At 68.9% G+C, this 25,795-nt stretch carries 20 protein-coding genes and 1 riboswitch; of the genes, 12 read left to right on the top strand and 8 right to left on the bottom strand.

What is annotated here, in order from left to right; all coding sequences use genetic code 11:
• Nucleotides 1-105: 105 nt before the first annotated feature.
• A complete protein-coding gene (locus AC3WR5_RS17340) occupies nucleotides 106-3,807 on the top strand; it encodes a CHAT domain-containing protein (RefSeq protein ID WP_492485926.1) in 3,702 nt (1,233 codons plus the stop codon).
• Here the strand turns inward: AC3WR5_RS17340 and trhA are convergent.
• Nucleotides 3,804-4,487 carry a PAQR family membrane homeostasis protein TrhA gene (gene trhA, locus AC3WR5_RS17335; RefSeq protein ID WP_141289685.1) on the bottom strand — a complete coding sequence of 228 codons (684 nt, stop codon included), beginning with the start codon at nucleotides 4,485-4,487 and terminating at the stop codon, nucleotides 3,804-3,806. The genes AC3WR5_RS17340 and trhA overlap by 4 nt on opposite strands.
• 122 nt (nucleotides 4,488-4,609) lie before the next feature.
• Nucleotides 4,610-5,293, bottom strand: coding sequence for a class I SAM-dependent methyltransferase (locus AC3WR5_RS17330; protein WP_141289684.1), 684 nt, complete (start codon nucleotides 5,291-5,293; stop codon nucleotides 4,610-4,612).
• A 154-nt stretch (nucleotides 5,294-5,447) separates the two neighbouring features.
• Here AC3WR5_RS17330 and AC3WR5_RS17325 point away from each other — a divergent pair, with 154 nt between their 5' ends.
• Nucleotides 5,448-5,942: a CreA family protein gene (locus AC3WR5_RS17325; RefSeq protein ID WP_141289686.1), complete on the top strand. Its 495-nt coding sequence runs from the start codon at nucleotides 5,448-5,450 to the stop codon at nucleotides 5,940-5,942.
• 91 nt (nucleotides 5,943-6,033) lie between these two features.
• Here AC3WR5_RS17325 and AC3WR5_RS17320 read toward each other — a convergent pair whose 3' ends face one another.
• The gene (locus AC3WR5_RS17320) at nucleotides 6,034-7,554 is read right to left on the bottom strand and encodes a CoA-acylating methylmalonate-semialdehyde dehydrogenase (RefSeq protein WP_492485925.1); all 1,521 of its coding nucleotides are present in this window, start codon (nucleotides 7,552-7,554) and stop codon (nucleotides 6,034-6,036) included.
• A 106-nt stretch (nucleotides 7,555-7,660) separates the two neighbouring features.
• Between AC3WR5_RS17320 and AC3WR5_RS17315 the strand changes: the two genes are divergently transcribed.
• Together AC3WR5_RS17315 and AC3WR5_RS17310 are read left to right on the top strand one after the other, a co-directional pair.
• Nucleotides 7,661-8,593, top strand: a complete 933-nt coding sequence (locus tag AC3WR5_RS17315) for a LysR family transcriptional regulator (RefSeq protein ID WP_231012891.1) — start codon at nucleotides 7,661-7,663, stop codon at nucleotides 8,591-8,593.
• Nucleotides 8,594-9,232: 639 nt separating this feature from the next.
• Complete coding sequence (locus AC3WR5_RS17310; protein WP_231012892.1) at nucleotides 9,233-9,955, top strand: YecA/YgfB family protein; 723 nt, start codon at nucleotides 9,233-9,235, stop codon at nucleotides 9,953-9,955.
• A 271-nt stretch (nucleotides 9,956-10,226) separates the two neighbouring features.
• Here the strand turns inward: AC3WR5_RS17310 and AC3WR5_RS17305 are convergent, their stop codons facing one another.
• Nucleotides 10,227-11,558 (bottom strand): Hsp70 family protein, encoded by a 1,332-nt coding sequence (locus tag AC3WR5_RS17305; protein WP_492485924.1) that lies wholly within the window; start codon nucleotides 11,556-11,558, stop codon nucleotides 10,227-10,229.
• A gap of 47 nt (nucleotides 11,559-11,605) precedes the next feature.
• Nucleotides 11,606-12,913 carry a D-amino acid dehydrogenase gene (locus AC3WR5_RS17300; protein WP_492485923.1) on the bottom strand — a complete coding sequence of 436 codons (1,308 nt, stop codon included), beginning with the start codon at nucleotides 12,911-12,913 and terminating at the stop codon, nucleotides 11,606-11,608.
• A 285-nt stretch (nucleotides 12,914-13,198) separates the two neighbouring features.
• On the opposite strand from AC3WR5_RS17300, the gene AC3WR5_RS17295 reads away from it, so the two are divergent.
• On the top strand, nucleotides 13,199-13,408 hold the full coding sequence (locus AC3WR5_RS17295; RefSeq protein ID WP_141287987.1) for a hypothetical protein: 210 nt from the start codon (nucleotides 13,199-13,201) through the stop codon (nucleotides 13,406-13,408).
• A 25-nt stretch (nucleotides 13,409-13,433) separates the two neighbouring features.
• Here the strand turns inward: AC3WR5_RS17295 and AC3WR5_RS17290 are convergent, their stop codons facing one another.
• Entirely contained in the window at nucleotides 13,434-14,276 is an 843-nt protein-coding gene (locus tag AC3WR5_RS17290) for a metallophosphoesterase (RefSeq protein WP_492485922.1), read from the bottom strand.
• 41 nt (nucleotides 14,277-14,317) lie between these two features.
• A riboswitch (yybP-ykoY riboswitch) is annotated at nucleotides 14,318-14,505 on the top strand.
• A 24-nt stretch (nucleotides 14,506-14,529) separates the two neighbouring features.
• Here AC3WR5_RS17290 and AC3WR5_RS17285 point away from each other — a divergent pair.
• Nucleotides 14,530-15,102, top strand: coding sequence for a TMEM165/GDT1 family protein (locus tag AC3WR5_RS17285; RefSeq protein ID WP_141287989.1), 573 nt, complete (start codon nucleotides 14,530-14,532; stop codon nucleotides 15,100-15,102).
• Nucleotides 15,103-15,153: 51 nt separating this feature from the next.
• On the opposite strand, the gene AC3WR5_RS17280 is transcribed toward AC3WR5_RS17285, so the two are convergent.
• Nucleotides 15,154-17,016 (bottom strand): phosphoenolpyruvate carboxykinase (GTP), encoded by a 1,863-nt coding sequence (locus AC3WR5_RS17280; protein ID WP_492485921.1) that lies wholly within the window; start codon nucleotides 17,014-17,016, stop codon nucleotides 15,154-15,156.
• A gap of 442 nt (nucleotides 17,017-17,458) precedes the next feature.
• On the opposite strand from AC3WR5_RS17280, the gene AC3WR5_RS17275 reads away from it, so the two are divergent.
• The 5 genes from AC3WR5_RS17275 to AC3WR5_RS17255 all read left to right on the top strand — a co-directional run bounded on the left by AC3WR5_RS17275 (nucleotide 17,459) and on the right by AC3WR5_RS17255 (nucleotide 23,735).
• On the top strand, nucleotides 17,459-17,731 hold the full coding sequence (locus tag AC3WR5_RS17275) for a FeoA family protein (RefSeq protein ID WP_141287991.1): 273 nt from the start codon (nucleotides 17,459-17,461) through the stop codon (nucleotides 17,729-17,731).
• Nucleotides 17,728-19,644 (top strand): ferrous iron transport protein B, encoded by a 1,917-nt coding sequence (gene feoB, locus AC3WR5_RS17270; RefSeq protein ID WP_492485920.1) that lies wholly within the window; start codon nucleotides 17,728-17,730, stop codon nucleotides 19,642-19,644. The genes AC3WR5_RS17275 and feoB overlap by 4 nt, the downstream gene beginning before the upstream one ends.
• 4 nt (nucleotides 19,645-19,648) lie before the next feature.
• Nucleotides 19,649-19,897 (top strand): DUF6587 family protein, encoded by a 249-nt coding sequence (locus tag AC3WR5_RS17265; RefSeq protein WP_231012895.1) that lies wholly within the window; start codon nucleotides 19,649-19,651, stop codon nucleotides 19,895-19,897.
• Nucleotides 19,898-20,008: 111 nt separating this feature from the next.
• A complete protein-coding gene (locus AC3WR5_RS17260) occupies nucleotides 20,009-20,578 on the top strand; it encodes an MOSC domain-containing protein (RefSeq protein ID WP_492485919.1) in 570 nt (189 codons plus the stop codon).
• A gap of 247 nt (nucleotides 20,579-20,825) precedes the next feature.
• Complete coding sequence (locus tag AC3WR5_RS17255) at nucleotides 20,826-23,735, top strand: ligand-binding sensor domain-containing diguanylate cyclase (protein WP_492485918.1); 2,910 nt, start codon at nucleotides 20,826-20,828, stop codon at nucleotides 23,733-23,735.
• On the opposite strand, the gene AC3WR5_RS17250 is transcribed toward AC3WR5_RS17255, so the two are convergent.
• Nucleotides 23,717-24,820, bottom strand: a complete 1,104-nt coding sequence (locus tag AC3WR5_RS17250) for an alkene reductase (protein ID WP_492485917.1) — start codon at nucleotides 24,818-24,820, stop codon at nucleotides 23,717-23,719. The genes AC3WR5_RS17255 and AC3WR5_RS17250 overlap by 19 nt on opposite strands.
• Nucleotides 24,821-24,879: 59 nt before the next feature.
• Between AC3WR5_RS17250 and AC3WR5_RS17245 the strand changes: the two genes are divergently transcribed.
• Nucleotides 24,880-25,767, top strand: a complete 888-nt coding sequence (locus AC3WR5_RS17245) for a 23S rRNA (adenine(2030)-N(6))-methyltransferase RlmJ (RefSeq protein WP_141287320.1) — start codon at nucleotides 24,880-24,882, stop codon at nucleotides 25,765-25,767.
• The last annotated feature ends 28 nt before the right edge of the window (nucleotides 25,768-25,795 follow it).

Here is a 25,795-nt window from a genome sequence, read left to right as displayed (position 1 = left end):
TACTCCGTGTGCTGGGTGAAACCCGCGCAGCGTAACTGGGCTGGCCCCCGCTTCGCAAGCGCGCCGTGTCGCCCCCTTGTGCCACTTGCAGACCGCTCATCGCCAATGCCCATCCGCCGCCCGCCTTCCCCCTCACTCAACCCGCCCGCGCTGAGGCTGCAACTGCCAGGTCATGCCGCGCCGGCCCGCTCGCTGCCGGTGCAGCGGGTGGCAGTGCAAAGCGCCAGGCGCGTCGAACTGGATGGTGGCGCCGCGCGACGCGGCGGTGGCGCTGACGTGGTGGTCGGTGCGGCGCCGGACGAACTGCTGCGGCTGACGTTGGAAGACGGGCTGGTGCTGTGGTCGCGGGTGGACGATTTCCTGCAGGAACACGGCCAGGCGCCAAGCACGCGGGGCAAGGCAGCGGGCACCTGGACCGTGCCGCAGCGCTTGGTGCCCCAACAGCTCAGTGCAGGCCCCAAGCGCGGCGCTGTGGGAGTCGCACTGCAGGCGCTGGAGCTGTTCGGCGTGGACGTGGCCGGCCACACCGCGGCGGCGCTGGGCGCGAAGCTGGAAGCACGGCAACTGGGCGGCCGGGCGCCGGGCCTGTACCGCGTGACGCTGGACGATGGGCCGCCGGTGCTGCAGTCGATGGCAACGGGTGAGCTGCCCGCCGATGCGCCGCTGCTGGTCTTCCTGCACGGCACGATGTCCAGCTTCGCCGGCAGCTTTGGCGACCTGTGGCGCGACGATGCGCAGGCCCAAGCCGCGCGTGCCATGCTGCATCAAAGCTACGGCGGGCAGGTCTTCGCCTTCGAGCATCGCAGCCTGACCGAAAGCCCGGTGGCCAATGCGCTGGCGCTGGCCAGGGCACTGCCGGCGGGCGCCAGGCTGCACCTGGTGTCTCACTCGCGCGGCGGGTTGGTGGGCGAGCTGCTGTGCCTGGCGCAGCGCACGCCCGCAAGCACCGTTGCGATCCTGAAGGCCGGCCTGTTTGACGGCATGCCCAAGGACCAGGCGGACCTGGCCGAGCTGCTGCAGGTGCTGGATGCCAAGCGCCTGAGCGTTGCGCGTTTCGTGCGCGTGGCCTGCCCGGCCCGCGGCACCACGCTGGCCTCCGGCCGGCTGGACCGCTGGCTGTCGGTGCTGGGCATGCTGGCAGGCGATGGCTGGCTGGGCGACGCGACCGACTTCCTGCTGAAGGTCGTCAAGGAACGCACCGACCCGCGCACGCTGCCAGGGCTGGAAGCGATGATGCCCGGCTCGGCGCTGACCCGGCTGCTGCGCCTGCCGGGGCTGCAGACCGCGGCCGACCTGAGCGCGATCACCGGTGACCTGGCACCCGAAGGCCACTGGGGCAAGCTGAAGCTGCTAGCGGTGGACTGGTTCTACGTCGCCGACAACGACCTGGTGGTCAACACCGGCTCGATGGCCGGCGGGCTGGCTCGGCCGGTGGGCGGCGCGCGTTTCCGCTTCGCGCAAGGGCCGGCGGTCCACCATTTCAGTTACTTCAATCAAGCCGAATCGGTCCGCTGGTTGCTCGACGGGCTGACCCGGGCCGACGATGGGGACGGCGGCTTCCTGCCGCTGGACGACGCGCAGCAGACAGAGCCCAAGGCGCGCGCGGCGATGGCAGAAGCCGCCGCGGCAAACCTGCATCCGGAACCGGAGCTCGCCGGCACCGCCGCACCGCTGCAGGTCAGCGTGCTGCACGGCAACCTGCGCTACGTGCCGCACGCGCTGCTGATCGGCCATTACGCAGCCAGCCGGCTGACCGGCACCGAGGCGGCGGTGGACCGGCTGATCGGTGGCGCGATGCAGCAGTCGCTCTCGGCCGGGCTGTACCCCGAGGCGCCGGGCACGCAGCAGCTGTTCAGGCATGCGGGCGGTGACACGGCGCTGCTGCCGCTGGTGATCGTGGCCGGGCTGGGCGAAGAAGGCCAGCTGCGGCTGCCGGAGCTGGTGCACACCGTGCAGCAGGCGGTGATCGGCTTTGTGCAGCAGCAGCACGGCGCTGGCGGGGCCCAAGGCCTGACGCTGGCCGCCACGCTGCTGGGCAGCGGCGGCGTGGGCATGACGGCCGGCAGCGCGGCGCAGGCCATTGTGATGGGCGTGCGCGAGGCCGGGCAGCGGCTGCGCCAGAGCGGCTGGGCAGGCGTGGCGCAGCTGCAGCTGGTGGAGCTGTACCTGGACCGCGCGACCGAGGCCTGGCAGGGCCTGTCCATCCTCTGCGGCAGTCGGCCAGGCGAGATGGCGCTGGTGCCCGAGGTGCTGAGCGGCACCGGCGGCATGCGCCGGCCGGCTGAATCCGGCTACCGCGGCACCGGCTACGACTGTTTTTCAGCGCTGACCGTGCCGGACCGCGGCGACGAGCCCGGAGGCGAGACAGGGGCCGATGCGCATGTGCCCTCGGCGGAGGGCGCGCCGCGGGCCAGCGCCATCGCCTACACGCTGGACACCCACCGTGCGCGCTACGAGGTGCGCGCGCTGCGCACCCAGCCGCGGCTGCTGCGTTCGCTGGTGCAGGCGGCTTCGACCCAGGCGCGGCACGACCCGGCGCTCGGCCGCGCGCTGTTCAAGCTGCTGATTCCGGCCGAGATCGAGGCCTACCTGGGCGGCAGCGACAGCGGGCCGGCGGCCAACGAACTGGTGATCCAGCTCGATCCCGGCACCGCCGGCATTCCGTGGGAGCTGCTGGATGCTTCCGCCGAAGACGGCGAGACCCGCCACCGGCCGTGGGCGCTGCGCACGCGGCTGTTGCGCCGGCTGGCACTGGCGACCGGCAGCCCGACCGCGCCGGCCATGCCGCACGACGCGCGGGCCGACGATGCGGTGCTGGTGATCGGCGAGCCGCAGGTGGACCTGAGCCGCTACGGCGCACTGCCGGGCGCGCGCGCCGAGGCGCGGGCGGTGCTCAAGGCCTTGCAGCCCGGTGCCGCGCAGGTGCTGGCCTGCGTGCCCGAGGGCGACGGCCCCAGCCCGTCGGCGCACGAGGTGATCACGACGCTGCTGGCGCGCGACTACCGGCTGCTGCATGTGGCCGGCCATGGCGAGCCCGGGGCCGATGGCGGCGTGGTGCTGTCAGACGGCAATGTGCTCGGGCCGCGCGAGGTTGCCGCGATGCGGCGCGTGCCTGAGCTGGTCTTCCTGAACTGCTGCCACCTGGCGCAGCAGCCGGCCGGCGCGCTGCTCGCCAGCACCGCGCTGGACTGGCCGCGCTGGGCGGCGGGGTTGGCCGGCACGCTGGTCGGCATGGGCGTGCGCTGCGTGGTCGCGGCCGGCTGGGCGGTGGACGACGCGCCGGCCGCGCTGTTTGCCGAGACCTTCTATGCCAGCCTGCTGCGCGGCCACCGCTTCATTGACGCGGTGGGCGAGGCGCGGGAGGCCGCATGGGCGCAGCATCCGCAGAGCAACACCTGGGCCGCCTACCAGTGCTACGGCGACCCGGACTGGCGCTGGCGGACGGCGGTGGGCGACGCGCAGTCCGCACCCGCGGCGCAGCAGCGCTTCGAGGGCATTGTCTCGGCGCCTGCACTGGCGCTGCAGTTGGAGAACCTGCTGCTGGGCCTGCGGCACAGCGGGCTGCCGCGGGTTCAAGCCAGGGCGCAGATCACGGAACTGGTGGCGCGTTTTGGTGCACGCTGGGGCGGCTGCGGCGCGGTGGCCGAGGCCTTTGGCCTGGCACTGGCCGAGTGTGAAGACTGGCCGGCGGCCGCGGAATGGCTGCAGCGCGCGGTGGCTGCGGAAGATGCCAGCGCCAGCATGGCGACGCCGGCACACCTGGCGCGGGTCAGGAAGAAACTGCGCGGGAAGCGCCCAGCCGCTTAGGCCAGCGGCGCGGCGATGGCCGGGCCGTGGGAATGCCACAGTGCGGCGAAGAAATGGCAGGTGCTGCCGCCCAGCACGAACAGGTGCCAGACGAAGTGGGCGTAGCGCACCTTGTTGTCCAGCATGAAGACCAGCGCGCCCAGCGTGTAGCTGAGGCCGCCGGCCACCAGCCAGCCCAGCCCGGCTGGCGCCATGCGCTCGACCATGGGCACGACGGCGATCAGCGCCATCCAGCCCATGGCGATGTAAAGCCCGGTGGACAGCCACGGGTGCTGCAGCCGGTTCAGCAATTTGACGACGATGCCGACCAGCGCCGCGCCCCAGACCAGGCCGAACAGCGTCCAGCCCCAGCCGCCGCGCAGCACGCCCAGCGCAAACGGCGTGTAGCTGCCGGCGATGAACAGGTAGATGGCGGCATGGTCCAGCCGGTTCATCCAGACCTTGGCGCGGCCCAGCGGCAGCGCGTGGTAGATGGTCGAGACCATGTACAGCACCATCATCGTGATGGCGAAGACGCAGGCAGCGACGACGCTCAGCGTGCCACCCTGCTTCAGGGCCTGCATCACCAGGATGGGCAGCGAGGCCACGGCAAGCAGGAAGCCCAGGCCATGGCTGATGGCGTTGGCAATTTCCTCGCCCAGGGTCTGCGGGCGGTCTTCGGCGAAGCTGGCGCGGGTCATGGCCTATTGTGCAGGTGCAGCAAATTCCGTGGAAACCCTCATTGGCGGGGTGGGAACGCAATGTGTCGCCAGATGTGCAGCCGGCGGGCAGCTTGTTGCGCCAGATCAACGCCTGGCCGGGTTCAGGACGGCACTTGCCCCTGGGCCATGAACACGGTGCCGAACCAGCAGGGCTGGACCTGCAGGCCGGGCAGCGCGTCGGCCAGCAGTTGCCACGGTGCGTGCAGGCGGGCCAGCGTGGTCGTGGAGTACAGCGCAGCGCCCAGCACCCAGGCATTGCAGCCCCAGGCCCACCACGGCGCCCACTGCAGGCCGCAGGCGACCACCCTGGCGCCGGGCTTCAGGTGGGCCAGCACATGGGCCAGCGCCTCGGGCTGCTGCAGCACGTCGTGGGTGAAATGGAAGAGCGCGGCGTCGGCCAGCGGCGCCAGTGCCAGCGGCGCCTGGGCCGCTTCGCTTTCCAGCAGCGCCACCTGACGCAACTGCAGCGCGTCAACCCGCTGGCGGGCCAGGGCCATCATCTGCGGGCAGGGTTCGACGCCCAGCACCTTGCCGCGCGGACCCACCGCCTGGGCCAGCAAGGGCAGGCTGAGCCCCGTGCCGCAGCCCAGGTCCAGCACTGTCTCCCCAGGCTGCAGCGCCAGCGCCGAGACGGCTTGCCGGCGCAGGGGTTCGAAGACGGACAGCTCGACGTCATAGTGCGCGGCGCGGCGCTGGTAAAGCGCCTGGGCTGCCGCCAGGTCGGGTGCCGCAGCCCCCGGGGAGCCGGCAGGCGGGGCCTGGGACGGGTGAAGTGTGGGCGTCATGCGCAATCCTCCTTGAGGCTGGAGCATCAGGGCCCATGTCCGGCTTGTCCAGCGGAACTCTTGTCCAACGCGGCATCGGCCTGCTGGCGCTGCGACGGACAATGTCCCGGCCAATCGGCCGCCACATGAGGGGAATGAGCAGATGACGGAAACAATGCAGCGCCGCCGGACCCGTCCGGGCTGGCGGCTGGTCGCGGGGCTGGGCTTGCTGGCCGTGGCGGCCTGTGGTGCCAGCGCCGAGCCGGTCGGCGAGGTCGACACGGTGTTCAAGTGGATCGGCCCGGACCACAAGATCGTGGTGGACGCTTACGACGACCCGCTGGTGGCCGGCGTGACCTGCTATGTCTCGCGCGCCAAGACCGGCGGCATCAAGGGCGCACTGGGCTTGGCGGAGGACAAGTCCGAAGCGTCCATCGCCTGCCGGCAGGTCGGCCCGGTGTCGTTTGCCAAGCCGCTGCGCCAGCAGGACGAGGTGTTCAGCGAACGCATCTCGCTGGTCTTCAAGCGGCTGCGCGTGGTGCGCATGGTGGACGCCAAGCGCAACACGCTGGTCTACATGACCTACTCGGACCGGGTGATCGAAGGCTCGCCGCAGAACAGCGTGACCGCCGTGCCGGTGGACCGGGCCACGCCGATTCCGCTGCGCTGATTGGACAGACTCAAGGCAACGCAGGGCCGCCCCAAGCTGCCTTGATCCCCCCGGGGGCGGACCGGGCGCAGCCCGGGCCTTGGGGCGCCATTTACTTCGCGGTCGGCATCACGAACTCGGCGCCCTTGGCGATGCTGGCCGGCCAGCGCTGCATCACGCTTTTCTGCTTGGTGTAGAAGCGCACGCCTTCTTCGCCATAGGCGTGCGTGTCGCCGAACAGGCTCTTCTTCCAGCCGCCGAAGCCGTGCCAGGCCATCGGCACCGGGATGGGCACGTTGATGCCGACCATGCCGACCTGCACGCGGCGGCTGAACTCGCGCGCCACGTTGCCGTCGCTGGTGAAGCAGGCCACGCCGTTGCCGAACTCATGCGCATTGACCAGCGCCAGCGCCTCGGCGAAGTCCTTCACGCGCACGCAGGCCAGCACCGGGCCGAAGATCTCTTCCTTGTAGATGCGCATCTCGGGCGTGACGTGGTCGAACAGCGTGCCGCCGGTGAAGAACCCGTTCTCCAGGCCGGCCACGCTGTGGCCACGGCCGTCCACCACCAGCGTCGCGCCTTCCTCGACGCCCACGCCGATGTAGCCCTCGATGCGGTCGCGCGCCTCGCGGGTCACGATGGGGCCCATCTCGGCGTCCAGCGCCATGCCGTTCTTGATCTTCAGCGTGCGTGCGCGTTCGGCCAGCTTGGGCACGAGCTTGTCGGCCACATCACCCACCAGCACCGCGACCGAGATCGCCATGCAGCGCTCGCCGGCCGAGCCGTAGCCGGCGCCAACCAGCGCGTCCACCGCCTGCTCCACGTTCGCGTCCGGCATCACCACCATGTGGTTCTTCGCGCCGCCCAGCGCCTGCACGCGCTTGCCGTGGTGCGCGCCGGTCTCGTAGATGTACTGGGCAATGGGGGTGGAGCCGACGAAGCTGATGGCCCTCACGTCCGGGTGCTTGAGCAGCGTGTCGACCGCCAGCTTGTCGCCCTGCACGACGTTGAAGACACCGTCCGGCAGGCCGGCTTGCTTCAGCAGCTCGGCCATGAACAGGCTGGCCGACGGGTCGCGTTCGCTGGGCTTCAGGATGAAGGTGTTGCCGCAAGCCAGTGCCACAGGGAACATCCACATCGGGACCATGCACGGGAAGTTGAACGGCGTGATGCCGGCCACCACGCCCAGCGGCTGGCGCAGCGTCCAGTTGTCGATGCCGGTGGAGACCTGGTCGGTGAAGTCGCTCTTGAGCAGCTGCGGTGCACCGCAGGCGAATTCGAGGATGTCGATGCCGCGGCTGACCTCGCCCTGCGCGTCGGTGAAGACCTTGCCGTGTTCGGCGGTGATCATCGCGGCCAGCGTGTCGCGGTGCTGGTTCATCAGCGCGAGGAACTGGTTCAGCACCCGCGCCCGGCGGATCGGCGGCGTGTCGGCCCAGGCGGGGAAGGCAGCTTGCGCGGCAGCGACCGCAGCATTCACGTCGGCCTCGGCTGCCAGCTGCACCTGGCGCGCCACCGCGCCGGTGGCCGGGTTGTAGACCGCCTGGCTGCGGCCGCTGCTTGCCGGCACGCGCTGGCCGGCAATGAAATGGCCGACATCGGCGGTGTGAGTGAAGGCTTCAGGGGCGCCCATGGCGGTCTCCAGTGGTTCGGCGGAAGCTTTGAGTCTAGGCAGCGCCCGCCTTGCTGCCAATGCCAAAAACCTGGATTCATTGTTCAGTTTGGCGAACAATCCCGCGATGAGCTCGAACAACAGCATGCCGCCCTGGGGCCACCTGCACGCCCTCACCACGCTGGCCGAAGCCGGCAGCTACACCGCCGCCGCACGCCGCCTGGGCCTGAGCAAGGCGGCGATGAGCCAGCGCATCAGCGAGCTGGAAAGCGCTGCTGGTGTGCCGCTGGTGCGACGAACCACCCGCAGCGTGCGGCTCACGGAAGCCGGGCAGCTGCTGGCCGAGCGCACCCGGCCCGCGTTCGAAACCCTGCAGGACGCTTTCAGCGGCGTGCGCGACCTGGCTGGTGCACCTCGCGGGCTGCTGCGGGTGACGGCGCCCGTCGCACTGGCGCGCCAGCAACTGGTGCCGCGGCTGCCGGCCTTTCTGGCGCAGTACCCGGAAGTGCGGCTGGAGCTGGAGCTGTCCGACCGGCTCAGCGCGCTGGCGCAGGACGGCTTCGACCTGGCGCTGCGCCACACCAGCTCACCGCCGGAAACGCATGTCGCCTGGCAGTTGTGCGAGACCCATTCGGTGCTGGTGGCCAGCCCGGACTACCTGGCGCGCCACCCGGCGCCAGCGCACCCGCAGGCGTTGGCCCTGCATCAATGCCTGTTCTACCCGCGGGCGGGTGACGCGCCGGGCTGGAGCTTCGAGCCGCGCGGTGGCGGTGAGCGCCTCAGCGTCGGTGTGGCCGGGCGATTGGCGGCCAACAACAGCGAAGCCTTGCGCGACGCCGCGCTGGGGGGGCTGGGCATCACCTTGCTGCCTGACTTCAGCGCGCAGGCCGCGCTGCGCGACGGCAGCCTGCGGCAACTGCTGCCGGACTGGCGCCCGGTGGGCAGCTTCGGTACGCACTTGTGGGCCATCCGGCCCCGCACGGCCCAGGTGCCGCGCACGGTTCAGGCACTGGTGAGCTTTTTGCTTGTAGGTTTCAACTCAGGCTTCCAGTTGCCATGAAGCAGCAACAAAAGCCTGCTCGAATGCCGCCGGGCACGGTGTACCCAGGCCGCCGGCCAAAAAAAAACGACCCAGCCCTTGCGAGCTGAGTCGGATAAGTCCTCCAAGAGGACGTCGTTGGGACCGTTGGCGGCAATGCGCTTGCCAGGGCGCCAGGTGCAAAAAGCAACCGACAACTGGGCGAAAGCATTGCCAGATGGGGTGAGCCGCGAGCGCGTGCCTGCAACCTGATTCACCGTCCGAGCCGTGGCATCAGAATGCGCCGACTTGAACACAAGCTGATGCCGTTACCTTCTCAACACGCCCCGAAATCGACCGAATAAGCGATGACGGGAGGGTCGCTTCAAGTTTTGCTGTGGCGCGACCGTGAACAAGGACAGAACATCTGGTGAACGCATCGGCTTGTCGAAACAAGGCAATGCACGGATAGGTTTGCAAGCGCTCTTCGCTGCTCATTCCATCGACCGTGAAGTGGAATGTACGGCGATGCTTAGGCCCGTGACATCCCCCTGACGGGGGATTGGGTAAAAGGTCACACATGAGGGACAAGCGGTTTGCGCCGGCGCCACACTCCTGGCGCATGGCGCTTGCATTTGGGGCGGGCGATGCCCCGGTCCGGCGCGCGAGGGACAATTGAGCATGGCCACCTCTTCCGCAGCCCCTTCCCCGCAATCCCTTGCCCCGCTGAACGATGCCGACATGGAACGGCTGGAGCAGCTGCTCGACACCGTGCCGGCGCCGCTGGAGCCGCTGGACCTGATGATGCTGGACGGTTACCTCTGTGGCGTGCTGCTGCAGCCGGCACAGGTCCCTGAGGCGCGCTGGTTCCCGCATGTGATCGATGCCGACGGCCGCGCCGCACCGGCCAGCTTTCCAAGCGCGCCCTTGCAAGCCTTGGTGCGCCGCCGCCATGCCGAGCTGAACCGCGCCATCCACGGCCGCCAATGGTTCGACCCCTGGGTCTTCGAGCTGGACGACGAGGACGATCCGCTGCAAACCGTGATGCCCTGGGTCGCTGGCTTTGCGCTGGCGATGGAGTGTTTCCCGCAGCTGATGCGCAATGACGCGCGCGAGGTGCTGGAGCCGCTGGCCGTGCTCTATCGCGTGTTCGATCCCGAGGACCTGGAAGACGCGGACGACCTGCTGGAAATGATAGAGATGATCGAGCCGCCGGCCGACCTGTCCGACGCCGTCGAAGGCCTGGTCACCAGTACCTTGCTGCTGGCCGACGTCAGCCGCCCGCAATCGGGCCGACCGGCCGGGGCCGCCGCCAAGGCGCGCAAGCCGGCTTCACAGCGCGGTGCAGCTGCCCGCCCCGCGGGACGGGCTGCGCCTGCCAAGAAGACCGGCCCGAAGCACTGACCGGCTCGTGCGCCCGCAGGCCAGCGCCGGCCGCCCCAAGCGGCCTGCGCCACCCGCCCGGCGGGTGGTTCGCGGTACGCCCGCGAACCGGGTGCACCAGCCCGCAGCCGGCGCCGAGCCGCCTCAAGGTGGCTGCGCAACCCGCCCGGCGGGTGGCTCCGCGTACCCGCGGGACCGGGTGCCCCACGCAGCCGGCGCCGGGCCGCCCCAAGGCGGCTGCGCAACCCGCTTGGCGGGTGGTCCCGCGTACCCGCGGGACCGGGTGCCCCATCTATCTGAACACACGCTGGGCGTGCAGGCCCAGGCCTTGTGCCACGCTGGCCAAGCGGTCGCCGCGCACGGTGCGGGCATTGGCAAATGGCGCGGCAATGCGCGTGGCCAGTGGTGCCAGGCCGGTCGAGCCGCCGGTCAGGTAGACCGCCTCGATGCGTTCGGGCGTGACGCCGGCCAGCCGCACCGTTTCGACGCCCGCCTTGACGATGCGCGCCAGGTCCGCTTCCAGCGCCGCCATGGCCTGCGCTTCGCCCAGCGTGGTGCTCAAACGGGGCTCCACGGCGTCCAGGTCGATGTGGGCCGGGCGGCCTTCGGCCACCGCGATCTTCGCGCCTTCGGCCTCGCCCATCAGCGCATGGCCCAGGCGCTCGTCGACCACGGCCATCAGCCGCGTGTGCAGCTGCGGGTCGGCATAAAAAGTCTTCATACGCCGCAGCTCCATGACCCGCTGCGGCGTGTAGACGGTGTTGATCAGATGCCAGGTGGCGAGGTCGAAATAGACCTTGCTGGGCACCTCGCGGGCTGACGGCGGCGGGCCCAGCGCCTTGAAGCCGGCCAGCGGCAGGATGGCGCTGAGCTCGACCTGGCGGTCGAAGTCGGTGCCGGCGACGTGCACGCCGTGGCTGGCCAGGATGTCGCCAGCACGCTCGATCTGCGTGGCGCGCTGCGGGCCGACGCGCACGACCGAAAAGTCCGAGGTGCCGCCGCCGATGTCGGCCACCAGCACCAATTGCTCGTGGTCGGTGGTCGATTCATAGTCCAGTGCCGCGGCAATCGGCTCGAACTGGAAGCTGATCTCGTCGAAGCCGACCAGGCGCGCGGCGGCTTCCAGTGCGGCCTGCGCTTGCGCGTCGCGCACCGGGTCGTCGTCGACAAAAAACACCGGCCGGCCCAGCACCGCGCGCCGCAGCGGCCCGCCGGCTTCGGCCTCGGCGAGCGACTTCAGGTGCTTCAGGTAGCCGGCGATCACGTCCAGGAAACGAACCGAACGGCCGGCGCCGACATCGGTGCCCTGCTCGATCAGCGGCGAGCCGAGCACGCTTTTCATCGAGCGCATCAGCCGGCCTTCGACGCCGTCCACATAGGCGGCCAGCGCGGCGCGACCGTAGAGGCGGCGCGGGTCGGCATGCGGCGGCTGGCCTTCCATCGTGTAGAAGACGGAGGTCGGCATGGTGCGCTGGCCGGGCTCGACCTCGACCAGGCGCACGCCGCCAGCGTCAGGCAATGCGATGGCCGAGTTCGAGGTGCCGAAGTCGATGGCGCAGAAGGCGGCGGTTTGAGCGGCGGGCTGGCGCGCCGAGCTGGGGTGTGAGGAAGCGGCGTCTGGCATGGGGGCGGGATTGTGTCACGCCCGCCCGTCACGCTGCAGACGGCGCTTCAGGCGACCTGGACCATGGGCTGGCGCGCGAGCGCTGTCTCGCCGCAGAAGCCGAACTGCAGCTGCGGCTGGCGGCCACACATCAGCTCGGCCAGCGCCCGGCCGGAGCCGGCGCCGTGGGTCCAGCCCAGCGTGCCGTGGCCGGCGTTGAGCCACAGGTTGCCGATCTTGCTGCGGCCGATGTAGGGGATGTTGGTGGGCGTGCTGGGGCGCAGGCCGGTCCAGAAGTTCGGCTCGGAGGTATCGGCCACGCCCGGGAACAGCTCTTCGTAGCGCTGCACCAGCGAGGCGCAGCGCACCTTGGCGGTGTTGGTGTCCAGCCGGGTGTCGTAGCCGGCCATCTCGGCCGTGCCGGCGATGCGGATGCTGTCGCCCAGGCGCGAGATCGCGATCTTGCGGCCATCGTCCAGCAGGCTCACGGTGCTGGCGGCTTCGGGGCGCTTGAGCTTCATCGTCGCCGAATAGCCCTTGGCCGGGTAGATGTCCAGGTCCACGCCGATGGGGCGCAGCATGGGCGCGGTGTACGAACCCATCGCGGCCACCAGTTGGTCAACCACCAGCGTGCGAGCCTGGCCGGTGAGCTGGTCCTTGATGCGCACGCCGCTGATGCTGTCGCCGCTGCGCTCGAAGCCCAGCACGTCGTGTTGCCAGAGGAACTTCACGCCGCGCTCGGCGCAGCGGCGGGCGAGTTCCTGCGTGAAGACACGGGCGTCGCCGGATTCATCGCTGGCGGTGTAGGTGCCGCCGTGGATCTGGCTGCCAAAGGCCGCCAGCGCCGGCTCGACCTTCAGCACTTCCTCGCGGCTCAGCACGCGGCGGTCCACGCCGTATTCGCGCATCAGGCCGGCCGCCTGCGCGCCGGCCTCGAAGTCGGCCTGCGACGAGAAGAAATGCATGATGCCGCGCTCAAGGCGGTTGTAGGCAATGCCCGTTTCGTTGACCAGGGCCTTCAGCGATTCATGGCTGTAGGCGCCCAGCGCAACCAGTTGCTGCACGTTGCGTGCAAATGCGGCATCGGTGCACTGGGTCAGGAACTTGGCGCCCCAGCGCCACTGGTACGGATCCATGCGCGGGCGGAACAGCAGCGGCGCATCGTCGCGCAGCAGCCATTTGGCGACCTTCAGCGGCGCGCCAGCGTTGGCCCAGGGTTCGCAGAAGCAGACGGAGATCTGCGCGCCATTGGCGAAGCTGGTTTCCAGCGCCGCGTCGGGCTGGCGGTCCACCACCGTGACTTCATGGCCTTCGGCTGCCAGGTACCAGGCGGTGCTGATGCCGATGATGCCGGCGCCGAGAACAATGACCTTCATGCCGCAGCCTCGCAAAAGATGCGGGCCGCGTCCTGCGGCCCATGGGGCGAATTGTCAACGGCGGCGCCCAAATCGAAAAGGTGGATTACTGAAATTCGACATTCATAAGAATAATGAATGTCCCAACCCGGTGCACGGGCGCCGTCCTCTGCAGAAGGTGCAAAGCGTGTGCCGAGGCGAGCCAAGATAAAGCCCTGAATAGCGTGTGGTTCTTGGCGTCATTCAACTTATCTCGAGGTGTGACGCGGCCGAAACTTTCCTTAACACTTTTGAGGAGAGGTCCACATGAATTCCCGGCCCAACAGCTTGCTTCGCCGCTTGATCGGCCTGCCTGCAGGTTCCGCCAGCCACCAACAAGACCCGGCCGACATGGGCACGGCCATTGGCATGGAATACACGCTGGACCAGCCACCGCTGCCGCATCACACCGAGCCTGGTGGCGCCCGTGGACAAACACCGTCCCGCGGCTGGTTTGCCCGCCGCCACAACAACTGAGCGCGCGGAGCGCCCACATCGGGACTCAGTCAGGCAGCTCGATCAGCAGCCCGGGCCGGTAAGCCGCCTGCTCGCCCTTGTTGGCATAGCCCAGCGGGTTGGCGACGACACGGCAGACCCAGGGCAGCCCTTCGGTGCTGCTGCCTTGCACCGTGTAGTCGTTGAAACAATGCAGGTGACCATGCATCCAGACCTGGGCCTGGGGCAGCAGGTCGTCCATCGCATTGCAGAACCCTGCGGTGCCGGGGTTCACGCCATAGCGCGGGTCCGCACTGCGCAGCGATGGCGCGAAATGCGTCACCACCACCGTGTTGCCGTCGAACGGCTGGGCCAGTTGCTCGCGCAACCAGGCCTGGCTGGCGAGTGACAGCGCGCGCACGGCTTCGGCCAGCATTGGCTGGCCATCCTGCAGGCTGGTGTTCTTGCGCAGGTAGAAATTCGCCGCGCGGAAAGCTTTTTCGCGCAGCCGCAATTGTTCGGTGACGCTGGCGTCGGCCGGCGCGAGCGCATCGAAGTCGCTCCACAAGGTGCTGCCGATGAAGCGCACGCGCCCTCGCACCAGCACCTCGCCTTCCAGCCAGCCGATGCCCAGCTGCTCGCACAGGCTGCGCAGCCTGTCGTAGGTCGCCCGGTATTCGAGGTGGTCGAACTCGTGGTTGCCCGGCAGGAACATCACCTCGGGCCAAGCCGCGCCGGCGCCCTTGGGCGAGAAGCGCGCGAGGCCGAAATCGTCGCCCTTCAGACGCGAGCCGGCCTGGTAGGAGCCGATGTCGCCGGCCAGCACCAGCAGGTCGGCGCCGGGCAGCGGCACGGGCACAAAACCTGGATCACGCTCCAGGTGCAGGTCGGACATCAGTTGGATCTTCATGGCGGGTGCAGTCTATCCAGGCTCGCTGGCTATACTGGCGGCTACTCGTCATTGGGGAGTAGCCGCCCTGTACCCACAGGGGTCCGCGTCAACACACTTGGCCCTCACGGCCATGGCGCGCACAGCAACCACCAAGCGCCGCTGGTCCTCAGCGCCGCTGGGCCTGGCAAGACCTTTGACTGCATCGCCTCCGGTTGGGCCGGGGTTGCGCGTGCAGTCCTGGTTTCTTGGTACCGGCCCCGGAGTTGTTCAGATGGAAGCTTTCCTCGTGTCCACCGGCGTCGTCGCGCTGGGTGAAATGGGCGACAAGACGCAGTTGCTGGCCGTTTTGCTGGCCGCGCGGTTCCGCAAGCCCTGGCCCATCATTGCCGGCGTGCTGGTCGCCACGCTGATCAACCATGCCTTTGCCGGCGCCATCGGTGGCGCAGTCGCTGCGTTGCTGGGGCCGGACCTGTTGCGCTGGGTGATTGGCGGCTCCTTCCTGGCCATGGCCGCCTGGATGATGGTGCCGGACAAGCTGGACGACGCCCCAGCGGGCAACAGCAGCCGCTTTGGCGTGTTCGGCACCACGGTGATCGCGTTTTTCATTGCCGAGATGGGCGACAAGACGCAGATCGCCACGGTGGCGTTGGCCGCCCGCTATGCCGACCTGTTCGCGGTGGTCGCAGGCACCACGCTGGGCATGATGCTGGCCAATGTGCCCGCGGTCTTCCTGGGCGACCAGATCGCCCGCAAGGTCTCGATGACGCTGGTGCACGGCATTGCCGCCGCGGTGTTCGCGGTGCTGGGCCTGCTGACGCTGTTCAACGTCGGCCACCTGTTCTGAGCATCAAAAAAGCGCCCCGCGGGGCGCTGCTGGTGGTGAGCTGACTGCGCCTCAAGCGCCCAGCGCCTTCTCCAGCTTGGCCTTGGTGGCGCTCAGTTTGGCCGGCAGGTGGTAGGCCAGCTGACTGAAAAGCTCGTCATGCAGCTTCAGCTCGGCGGTCCAGGCGGCCGGGTCGGCGCTGATGATGCTGGTGAACTGTTCGCGGCTGAAGTCCAGGCCTTCCCAGCTCAGGTCTTCGTAGCGCGGGCTCAGGCCGAAGAAATGTTCGGTCGCCTGCGCCTGGCCTTCCAGGCGCTCGACCATCCACTTCAGCACGCGCATGTTGTCGCCGTAGCCCGGCCAGACGAACTTGCCATCCGCGCCCTTGCGGAACCAGTTGACGCAGAAGATCGCCGGCAGCGTCGCACCTTCGGCCTGCAGCTTGGCGCCCAGGTCCAGCCAGTGCTGGAAGTAGTCGCTCATGTTGTAGCCGGTGAACGGCAGCATCGCGAACGGGTCGCGCCGCACCACGCCTTGCTGGCCGGCTGCTGCGGCGGTGGTTTCCGAGCCCATGGTCGCGGCCATGTAGACACCTTCGGTCCAGTCGCGTGCCTCGGTCACCAAGGGCACGGTGGTGGAGCGACGGCCGCCGAAGATGAACGCGTCGATGGCCACGCCGGCGGCGTCGTCCCAGGCCGGGTCCAGCGCCGGGTTGTTGGTGGCGGGAACGGTGAAGCGGGCGTTCGGGTGCGCGGCCTTGGCGCCCGTTTCCTTGCCAATCTGCGGCGTCCAGTCCTTGCCCTGCCAGTCGATGGCGTGCGCGGGCGCCGGGCCCATGCCTTCCCACCAGACGTCGCCGTCGTCGGTCAGCGCCACGTTCGTGAAGATCACGTCGCGGTCCAGGCTGTGCATGCAGTTCGGGTTGGTTTCGAAATTGGTGCCCGGGGCCACGCCGAAGTAGCCGGCCTCGGGGTTGATCGCGTAGAGCTTGCCGTCGGCGCGCGGCTTGATCCAGGCGATGTCGTCGCCGATGGTGGTGACCTTCCAGTCGCCCAGCGCGGCCGGCGGGATCAGCATCGCGAGGTTGGTCTTGCCGCAGGCGCTGGGGAAGGCAGCGGCCACGTGGTACTTCTTGCCGGCCGGACTCGTGACACCCAGGATCAGCATGTGCTCGGCCAGCCAGCCTTCGTCACGGCCCATGGTCGAGGCGATGCGCAGCGCGAAGCACTTCTTGCCCAGCAGCGCGTTGCCGCCGTAGCCGGAGCCGTAGGACCAGATCTCGCGCGTCTCGGGATAGTGCACGATGTACTTGGTCTTGTTGCAGGGCCATGAGACGTCCGCCTCGCCGGCCTGCAGTGGCGCACCCACGGTGTGCACGCAGGGCACGAAGTCGCCTTCCACGCCCAGCAGCTCGACCGCTGCGCGGCCCATGCGGGTCATCACGCGCATGTTGACCGCCACGTACGGCGAGTCCGACAGTTCGACGCCGATGTGGGCGATCGGCGAGCCCAGCGGGCCCATCGAAAACGGCACGACATACATCGTGCGGCCCTTCATGCTGCCCTTGAACAGCGGCTGCTCACCGGTCTGCAGCAGCGCGCGCATCTCGGCGGGCGCCATCCAGTTGTTGGTCGGGCCGGCGTCTTCCTTGCGCTGGGCGCAGATGAAGGTGCGGTCTTCGACCCGCGCCACATCGGAAGGATCGGAGCAGGCCAGGTAGCTGCCGGGGCGCTTGACGGGGTTCAGCTGCTTGAAGGTGCCGGCAGCCACCAGTAGCTGGCAGAGGCGGTCGTACTCCTGCTGGGAGCCATCACACCAGTAGATGTCGCTGGGCTCGGTGAGCGCGGCGACCTCGGCCACCCAGGCCAGCAGGCGGGCGTTCTTCACATAGGCGGGCGCGTTCAAACGCACACCTTCCTCGACGGGGCGGTTCATGGCAAGGCTCCAATCATCAAAGTCAAAAGACGGGATTGGGCGAACCTCGCCGATGTCACCGGAGCGGCGGCCAAACGGCCTGCCGGCACATGCGGGGCTCGCCCAATGCCGCGAGCGAGCGGGTGCCTGACGGCGGCGACAGTGCTGCAGCGGTTACATCGCAATTCCAGAAATGTCGCCCAGCCGCAGCCTGGTCCCATGGGTAGGCATCCGTCGCTTCAATGTAACTTCGAGGTAATCGTGCGCCAAGCGTGACCGATCCGTCATGCAAATCCGGCATGGACTGATGCCTGAGGCCGCAGCGGGATGGGCGACGGGGAAAAGCCGAGCAAAACCCGTGGATGCAGCGCCGGGAGTGCAAATGAGACATACTCTCATTTGTATGCGAAGCCGCGCCGGCATCCCGCCGCACGCTCACCCGCCGATCCTTCCCATCTGCTCCATGCTGTTGTCCGAACTCCCCACCGGTGCGCTCGCGCACGTGGCGCAGCTGCAAACGCGCAGCGCTGATCTCGATGAAGCCGCGCTGCAGCGTCTGGCCGAACTGGGCTTCCTGCCGGGCGAGCCGGTGCAAGTGGTGCAGCGTGGGCCGGGTGGGCGCGAGCCGCTGGCGGTGATGGTCGGCGATGCGCTGTTCGCGCTGCGGCTGGCCGAAGCCGTCTGCATCGAGGTGGCCCTGGATGGCGCGGCAAAGCTGGCCGAGGGGCAGGCATGAGCGCGGCAAACGCAGCGACCTTGGGCGAGCTCGGTGACCGCGCACCCAGCGTCGCGCTGGTCGGCAACCCGAACTGCGGCAAGACCGCGCTGTTCAACCTGCTGACCGGCGCGCGCCAGAAGGTCGCCAACTACGCCGGCGTCACCGTCGAGCGCAAGGTCGGCACGGCCCGCCTGGCCAGCGGCCGCACGGTCTCGGTGATCGACCTGCCGGGCGTCTACAGCCTGCGGCCAGTCACGCTGGACGAGCAGGTCACGCTGGAGGTCATCGAAGGCCGGCGTGCCGGGGAAGACGTGCCGGACCTGATCGTCGCGGTGGTCGACGCGACCAACCTGCGCATGAACCTGCGCCTGGTGCTGGAGCTGCGCGAGCTGGGCCGGCCGATGGTCGTGGCGCTGAACATGGCAGACGTGGCCCGCGCGCGCGGCCTGGCGATCGACAGCAAGATCCTCGCGGCCGAACTTGGCTGCCCGGTGGTCGAGACCGTGGCCGTGAAAAACGACGGCCACACCGGACTTCTGCAGCAGCTCGGCGAGGCCATCGGCCGCCTGCCAGCCGCTCCGGCCGCCGTCACCGAACACGGCCATGCCGCGCGGCCGGCGGTCGGTCTGAACGAAGTCATCGTGCTGCAGCGCGAGGTCACCCGCATCCTGGCACTGGCCGCCCCACAACCCATGCGCAAGCCGCGGCTGGACGCCCGGCTGGACGCGCTGGTGATGCATCCGTGGATCGGCCCGCTGATCCTTGCCGCGCTGCTGTTCATCATCTTCCAGGCCGTGTTCTCGTGGGCCAACTGGCCGATGGACCTGATCAAGGACAGCATGGCTGCATTGGGCGAGTGGACCAGCGCCCACATGCCCGATGGCCCGCTGCGCAGCCTGCTGGTCGACGGCGTGATCGCCGGCGTCGGCGGCGTGATCGTCTTCCTGCCGCAGATCCTGATCCTGTTCTTCTTCATCCTGATCCTGGAAGACTCCGGCTACCTGCCGCGCGCCGCCTTCCTGCTCGACAAGTTGATGGGCAAGGTTGGGCTGTCGGGCCGCGCCTTCATCCCACTGCTGTCCAGCTTCGCCTGCGCCATCCCGGGCGTGATGGCCACGCGCACCATCGCCAACTGGCGCGACCGGCTGGCCACCATCATGGTCGCGCCGCTGATGACCTGCTCGGCGCGGCTGCCGGTCTACGCGCTGCTGATCGGCGCCTTCGTGCCGGACCGCGCCGTCGGCCCGTTCAACCTGCGCGGCCTGACGCTGTTTGCGCTGTACCTGGCCGGCGTGCTGTCGGCCTGCGCGGTGGCCTGGGTCTTCAAGCGCGTGTGGCACAAGAGCCGCTACCAGCCGCTGATGCTGGAACTGCCGCCGTACCGCGTGCCCAGCCTGCGCAGCCTGGCAATGGGCCTGTGGGAGCGCGCACACATCTTCATGCGCCGTGTCGGCACCATCATCTTCTCGCTGACGGTGCTGCTGTGGTTCCTCTCCAGCTACCCGGCCGCACCGGATGGCGCCACCGGCGCGCCCATCCAGTACAGCTTCGCCGGCCAACTCGGCAAGCTGCTGGAACACGTGTTCGCGCCCATCGGCTTCAACTGGCAGATCTCGATCGCGCTGGTGCCCGGCATGGCGGCGCGCGAGGTCGTGGTCGGTGCGCTCGGTACGGTGTATTCGCTGTCCGCGGCAGACGACCAGGTTGCCGAAAGCCTGGCCCCTGTCATCGCGCAAGGCTGGTCGCTGGCCACCGCCTACGCGCTGCTGGCCTGGTTCATCTTCGCGCCGCAGTGCATTTCCACGCTGGCCGCCGTGCGGCGCGAGACCAACAGCTGGCGCTATCCGTTCTGGATGGCGACCTACCTGTTCGCGCTGGCCTACGCGGCAGCGTTCGTGACCTATCACGTGACCCTTTGGCTGGGAGGCTGACGCCATGCTGATGCAGAACCTGATCGTCCTTTCACTGGTGGCCGGCAGCCTGGCCTATGCGCTGTGGACGCTGATGCCCGCCGCGCTGCGCCAGGGCCTGGCGCGCAAGCTGCTGCCGCTGGCGCCGAACCAGGCCTGGCTGCAAAAGGCGGCGCGGCAGGCCGGCGGCTGTGGCGGCGGGGACGGCGGCTGCAGTGCCTGCGGCGACGGCGGCACACCCAAGGTCCAGACCATCAAGATCCACCGCAGGTAAATGGGCACCCGCCCCCGCGAGTACGCGGGGTCACCCGCCGGGCGGGTAGGCGGGGCCGCTTGGGGCGGCCCGGCGCTGGCCCCGCTCCCCATCCCCGGCGAAAATGGCGCCATGAAGATCCTCAGCGTCAACGTGGCCCGCGCCCAGCGGGTGCAGATCAACGGCCGCGAGGTCATGACCGCCATTGGCAAGCGCCCTTGCAGCGGCCCTGTGATGATCCATCCGCTGGGGCTCGAAGGCGATGAGCAGGCGGACCCCACGGTGCACGGCGGCATTCAAAAGGCCGTCTACGCCTACCCCAGCGAACACCTGCCGTTCTGGCGCACCGTGCGCGCCCAGGCCCGCGCCGGCGCCTGGGACGAAGACGTGCCGCCCGGCCTCGTCGGCGAGAACCTCACGCTGCAAGGCGTGACGGAACGTGAGCTGTGGATTGGCGACCGCCTGTGCCTGCCCAGCGGCGCGGTGCTGGTCGTCAGCGAACCCCGCCAACCCTGCTTCAAGTTCAATGCCGCGATGGGCTTCAACCAGGCCTCGAAGCTGATGGTGCAGTCCGGCTACTGCGGCAGCTACCTGGCGGTGCTGGTGCCGGGCGAGGTGCAGGCGGGCGATGAGTTCACGCTGGAACCCGGCGCCCGCGAGCTCAGTCTGACCGAGTGGTTCCGCGCCAAGATGGCCCGCTGACCCGTTGGGGCCCCTTGCCAGTGCCCAATGCCCGGGTGAATGGCGGGTCGCAGGCCCGCTTCTTCGCGCTTGTTGCCGTGATGCGCGGCGCTACGCTCCCGGTGGGATGACACGATCTTCCATGAGGGGCAGCAGGCCCGGCCACAGTCTGAAATTGTTGAGCGCACTGACCCGCTGGCCGCTGGCGTGGCGGTGCCTGTGCGCAGTGCTCGCCAGTTGGCTGGCGGGGATGGCAGGGCCCGCAGCCATGGCGCAGGCCCTGCCGCTGCAGTACATGCAGTCGGCGTCCGGCCTGGACAATCTCGTGATCACCGCCCTGGCACAAGACGGCAAAGGCCGACTCTGGATCGGCACCGAGAACGGTCTGTACCTGCATGACGGTTCGCGCATTGCGCGCGCCGACCCTGAAGCGCTGCCACTGGCAGATCGGCAGATCACAAAGCTCATGCCGGCAACCAGGGGCGGGCTCTGGGTGGGCACCGCGGAGGCCCTGTGGCTGCGCCAGGACGGACGGTTCACCGAGGTCACGGATCAGGGCCGACCGCTGCCAGTCGGCCTGGGGCAGACATTGGCGCTCACCGCCACGGGCGACCTGCTGGTGCTCTCCAGGGGGCGGGTCAAGCTGGTGCGGGCTGCAATGGTCGCCAGCGCAGCCACCACGCCAGCGCCCGTGAGTCTTCAAGCCGAACCTGCGCTGCCATCCGAGGTGGAAGCCGAGCTGACGAACCTGGGGCTGCAGTCCATCCTGATGGGCCGCGAAGGCACCTTGTGGATGGGTTGTGGCGAGGCCCTGTGCCAATGGCAGCAGGGCCGGCTGGCGCAATGGAAGGCGAAGCAGGGTCTGCCGCCGACGCTCTGGTCCAGCCTGCTGCAGGCGCGCGACGGCAGCATCTGGGCACGCTCGCGCGCCCGCATCATGCGGCTGCCGCCGGGCGGGCAGCATTTCGAAGCCCTCACGCCTGCGGAACTGAGCCTGGGCACCGTGCATCCGCAAATGCCCATGGCGGAAGACGGCCTTGGCCGCATCCTGACCTTGGAAGACGGCGGCCTGCTGCGCTGGGATGGCAGCCGCTGGGAGCGCTTTGGCCGCAGCAACGGCCTGGAAGTCGCCGGCGGCGTGCACGCCCTCCTGGTCGACCGCGACCGTGAGGTCTGGCTCGGCACGGCCGGTCGCGGCCTGGCGCGCTGGTCAGGCTACGACCACTGGTCGAACTGGACCATGAGCCAGGGCCTGCCAGACGCAGAAGTCTGGCGCTTCATGCGCGACAGCAGCGGCCGCTTCTGGTTGGGCACAGGCTCAGGCCTTGCACAGACCTCAGGGGGCGCAGGGACCGGGGACCGTCTGCAGATGCATCCGATCGCCGGCACCGCCCACCAGGTTGGCAGCGTGGTGGAAGACGATCAGCACCAGCTGTGGATGGCGACCTTCAAGGGCGAGGTGCTGCGGCGCGACGAACGCAGCGGCCAATGGCGCCGCGTCGTGGCGGGCCTGCCGGTGATCTACCAGTTGCTGCCCCGCCCGGATGGCACGCTGTGGGCGGCCACCCATGGCGGCCTGTACGAGATTCGGCGCGACCGCGCAGGCCGGGCGGTGGCCCAGCGGATCGAGGCTGAACGCTCAGTGCTGGGGGGAGATGCCGCCATTTCCAACATGTGTCACGACGACACGGGCCGCCTCTGGCTGGCGACCAGCGCAGGCCTGTTGCTGCAACTGCCCGGCCAAGGCTTCACAAGGCCCCGGGTGCACGGCCTGCCCAGCGAAGCCGCGGCTGTCTGGCCCCTGGCCTGCGGAAGGCACCAGCGCGTGTACTTCGCCACCCGTGACGGCGGCCTGTGGCGCATGGCGCCGGATGCCACAGGCGACTGGTACGCGGAGCGCGTGCGTGCCCAGGCGCTGGGCAGGCGCAACATCCAGAGCCTGCTGGAGGATCGCCGTGGCTGGTTGTGGGTGGCCACCGATGGGGGCTTGCTGGTTACCGACGGCGAACGCTGGCGCCGCTTCGATCCATCCGAGGGGCTGGTCTGGGGGGATTGCAACCAGAACGCACTCCATGAAGACCAGGACGGTGACATCTGGGTGGGCACCAGCCAGGGTGCCAGCAGGATTTCGCAACCCGAGGAGTTGCTGGCTCCGGCCAATCTGGCGCTTCACATCGCCAGCGTCCGGCGCGCCCAGGAAACGCCAGACCCTGCCCTGCCCTGGCAGGCGAACTGGTCGGAGCTGCCACTGGCGATCCACTGGCGGGTGCCCGTCTTTGCCAACCGGGAAGGCTTGCGCGTGTGGTACCGGTTGCGTGGGCAAAGCGACGAGTGGGCAGTCACCTCGAACCAGGAGGTGAGCTTTGCGGCCCTGCCCGAAGGCGAATACAGCTTCGAGGCCTGGGCAGAAAACCTGGACCTGGGCCAGCGCTCGGCCACGGTCAGCTTTTCATTTCAGATCCTGCCACCCTGGTGGCGCAGCCAGTGGGCTCGCCTGGGCTATGCGGCTTTGATGGCATGCCTGGTCATTGCGGCGCACCGATGGCGCGTGCGCCGCCTGATGCACCGGCAGACCGAGCTGGAGCGGCTGGTGCGTGAACGAACGCAGGCGCTGGAGGCCTCCCATGAGCAGATGCGGCAACTGGCACTCACCGACGGACTGACCGGCGCGCTCAACCGGCGAGCCATCATGGCCACGGCCGAGCGGGAACTGGCCAGGGCCAGGCGAAGCGGGCCGCCGGTGATGCTGGTGCTGCTTGACATCGACCACTTCAAGCGCGTGAACGACCGCCATGGCCACCCGGCAGGCGATGCCGTGCTGCAAGCCGTCGTGACCTGCCTGCAGGCCGACATCCGGGAGTACGACGCCCTGGGCCGCTACGGCGGCGAAGAGTTCCTGCTGGTGCTGCCCGGCCTGTCCTGTGCCACTGCGGCCGGCCGGCAGCGCGTCGAGCACCTGTGCTGCCTGATGGCGCAGCACCCGTTCGCGCTGGAGGACGGCACGCAACTGACCGTGACTTGCAGCATGGGCGCGGTCGACAGCACGCAGGCAGAGGGCTCTGCCGAGCTCAAGCCTTTGATCGACCTGGCCGACCAAGCCCTCTACCGTGCCAAGCAGCAAGGGCGCAATCGCGTGGTGTTCGTGAGCGCCGCGGAAGCTCAGCCCAGGCTCGGATAGTCCGTGTAGCCCTCCGGCCCGCTGCCGCCATAAAGGCGCTTCATGTCCGGCACGGCCAGTTCGGCGCCCTTTTCGAGGCGGTACGTCAGGTCCGGGTTGGCGATGGCGGGTTTGCCGAAGGCGACCAGGTCGGCCTTGCCGGTTTCGATGGCATCCATGGCCATTGCGCGGTCGTAGCCGTTGTTGACCATCCAGGCGCCGGGGAAGAGTTTCTTCAGCGCCGGGAAGTCGAAGGTGATGCCCTGGTCGCTCAGGTCGCGTGGACCGCCGGTGGCGCCTTCGACCACGTGCACGTAGGCCAGGCCGAGCCTGGCCAGGCCCTTGACGACGTATTCGAACAGCGCCTGCGGATTGCTGTCCTGGCCGATGTCGTTGGCCGGGGTGATGGGCGACAGGCGAATGCCGGTGCGGCCAGCGCCGATTTCTTCGACGATGACGGTGGCCACTTCCAGCGTCAGCCGGGCGCGGTTTTCCATCGAGCCGCCGTAGGCATCGGTCCGGTCGTTGCAGCTGTCGCGCAGGAACTGTTCGAGCAGGTAGCCGTTGGCGGCGTGGATCTCGACGCCATCGAAGCCGGCCTCGATCGCGTTGCGAGCGGCCTTGCGGTAGTCCTCGATCGTCTCGGCGATCTCGGGCAGCGTCAGCGCACGCGGGGCGGACACCGGTGCGAAACCTTCGGCAATGTAGGTCTTGGTGTTGGCCGCCTTCTCGGTCGACGAGACCGGCTGCGCGCCCTCGGGCAGCAGCGAGCTGTGCGAGATGCGGCCCACGTGCCAGAGCTGGATCACGATCTTGCCGCCTTCGGCGTGCACCGCGTCCGTCACCTTCTTCCAGCCTGCCACCTGCTCGGGGCTGTAGATGCCCGGTGTGTCCAGGTAGCCCTGGCCCATTGGGCTGATCTGGCTGGCCTCGGTGATGATCAGGCCCATGCCGGTGGCCGGCTTGGCGCGCTGGCGGTAGTACTCGACCATCAGGTCATTGGGCACGCGGCCGGCGCTGGCGCGGTTGCGGGTCAGCGGCGCCATCACGACGCGGTTTTCAAGTGCGATCTGGCCGACTTGAAGAGGGGAGAAGAGGTTGCTCATGCCGCAAGCCTAGTCGGCCCGGTACAGTCCGGTGTTGACCTGAGAGAAAGACCCCCGAGATGCTGGCCTATCGACACGCCTTCCATGCAGGCAACCACGCCGATGTGCTAAAGCACCTGGTGCTGGTCCAGGTGTTGCGCTACATGGCGGAAAAGGACAAGCCTTACCGCTACGTCGACACCCACGCCGGCGCCGGCGGCTACCTGCTCAAAGGCCAGCAGGCGCAGAAGACGGCAGAGTACCGCGAGGGCATCAACCGCCTGTGGAGCCGGCCCGACCTGCCGCCGCTGGTGGCCGACTACGTGCGGCTGGTGCAGGAGTTCAACCTGCAGCCCGGCGAGGATGGCGTGCAGCCGGTGCTGGAAAAAGGCATGACGCCGCCGCTGGCGCTCTACCCCGGCTCGCCGTCCATCGCCCGCCAGCTGCTGCGCCGCACCGACCAGATGCGCATGTTCGAGCTGCACCCGACCGACGCGCGCACGCTGGCCGCCCACTTCGGCGGCAACAAGCATGTGCAGATCTTCAACGAGGACGGTTTTGCCGGCCTCAAGGGCCAGGTGCCGCCGAACCCGCGCCGCGGCCTGGTGCTGATGGACCCTTCCTACGAGCTGGTGGGCGACTACGGCAAGGTCATTGCCGCGCTGCGCGAGGCGGTGGTGCGCTTTGCCGAAGGCGTCTACATGGTCTGGTATCCGCAGGTCAGCCGGGTCGAATCGGCGCAGCTGCCCAAGCGGCTGATGGCGCTGTCGCCCAAGGGCTGGCTGCATGTGCGGCTGACCGTGAGCCAGCCCGGCGAGCGCGGCTTCGGCCTGACCGGCTCGGGCATGTTCATCATCAACCCGCCGTGGACGCTGCACGCGCAGCTCAAGGAAGTGATGCCTTTCCTGGTCGAGACGCTGGCGCAGTTCGACGGCGCGAGCTACGTGATCGAAGAACAGCCGGCGTGAGCGCCAAGCCCAAGAATCCCCTGTGGCC

The sequence above is a fragment of the Ideonella sp. FW305-24 genome (assembly GCF_058788035.1).
Note: the sequence above shows the minus strand (reverse complement) of the source record. Positions and strands in the feature narration are given on the sequence as shown.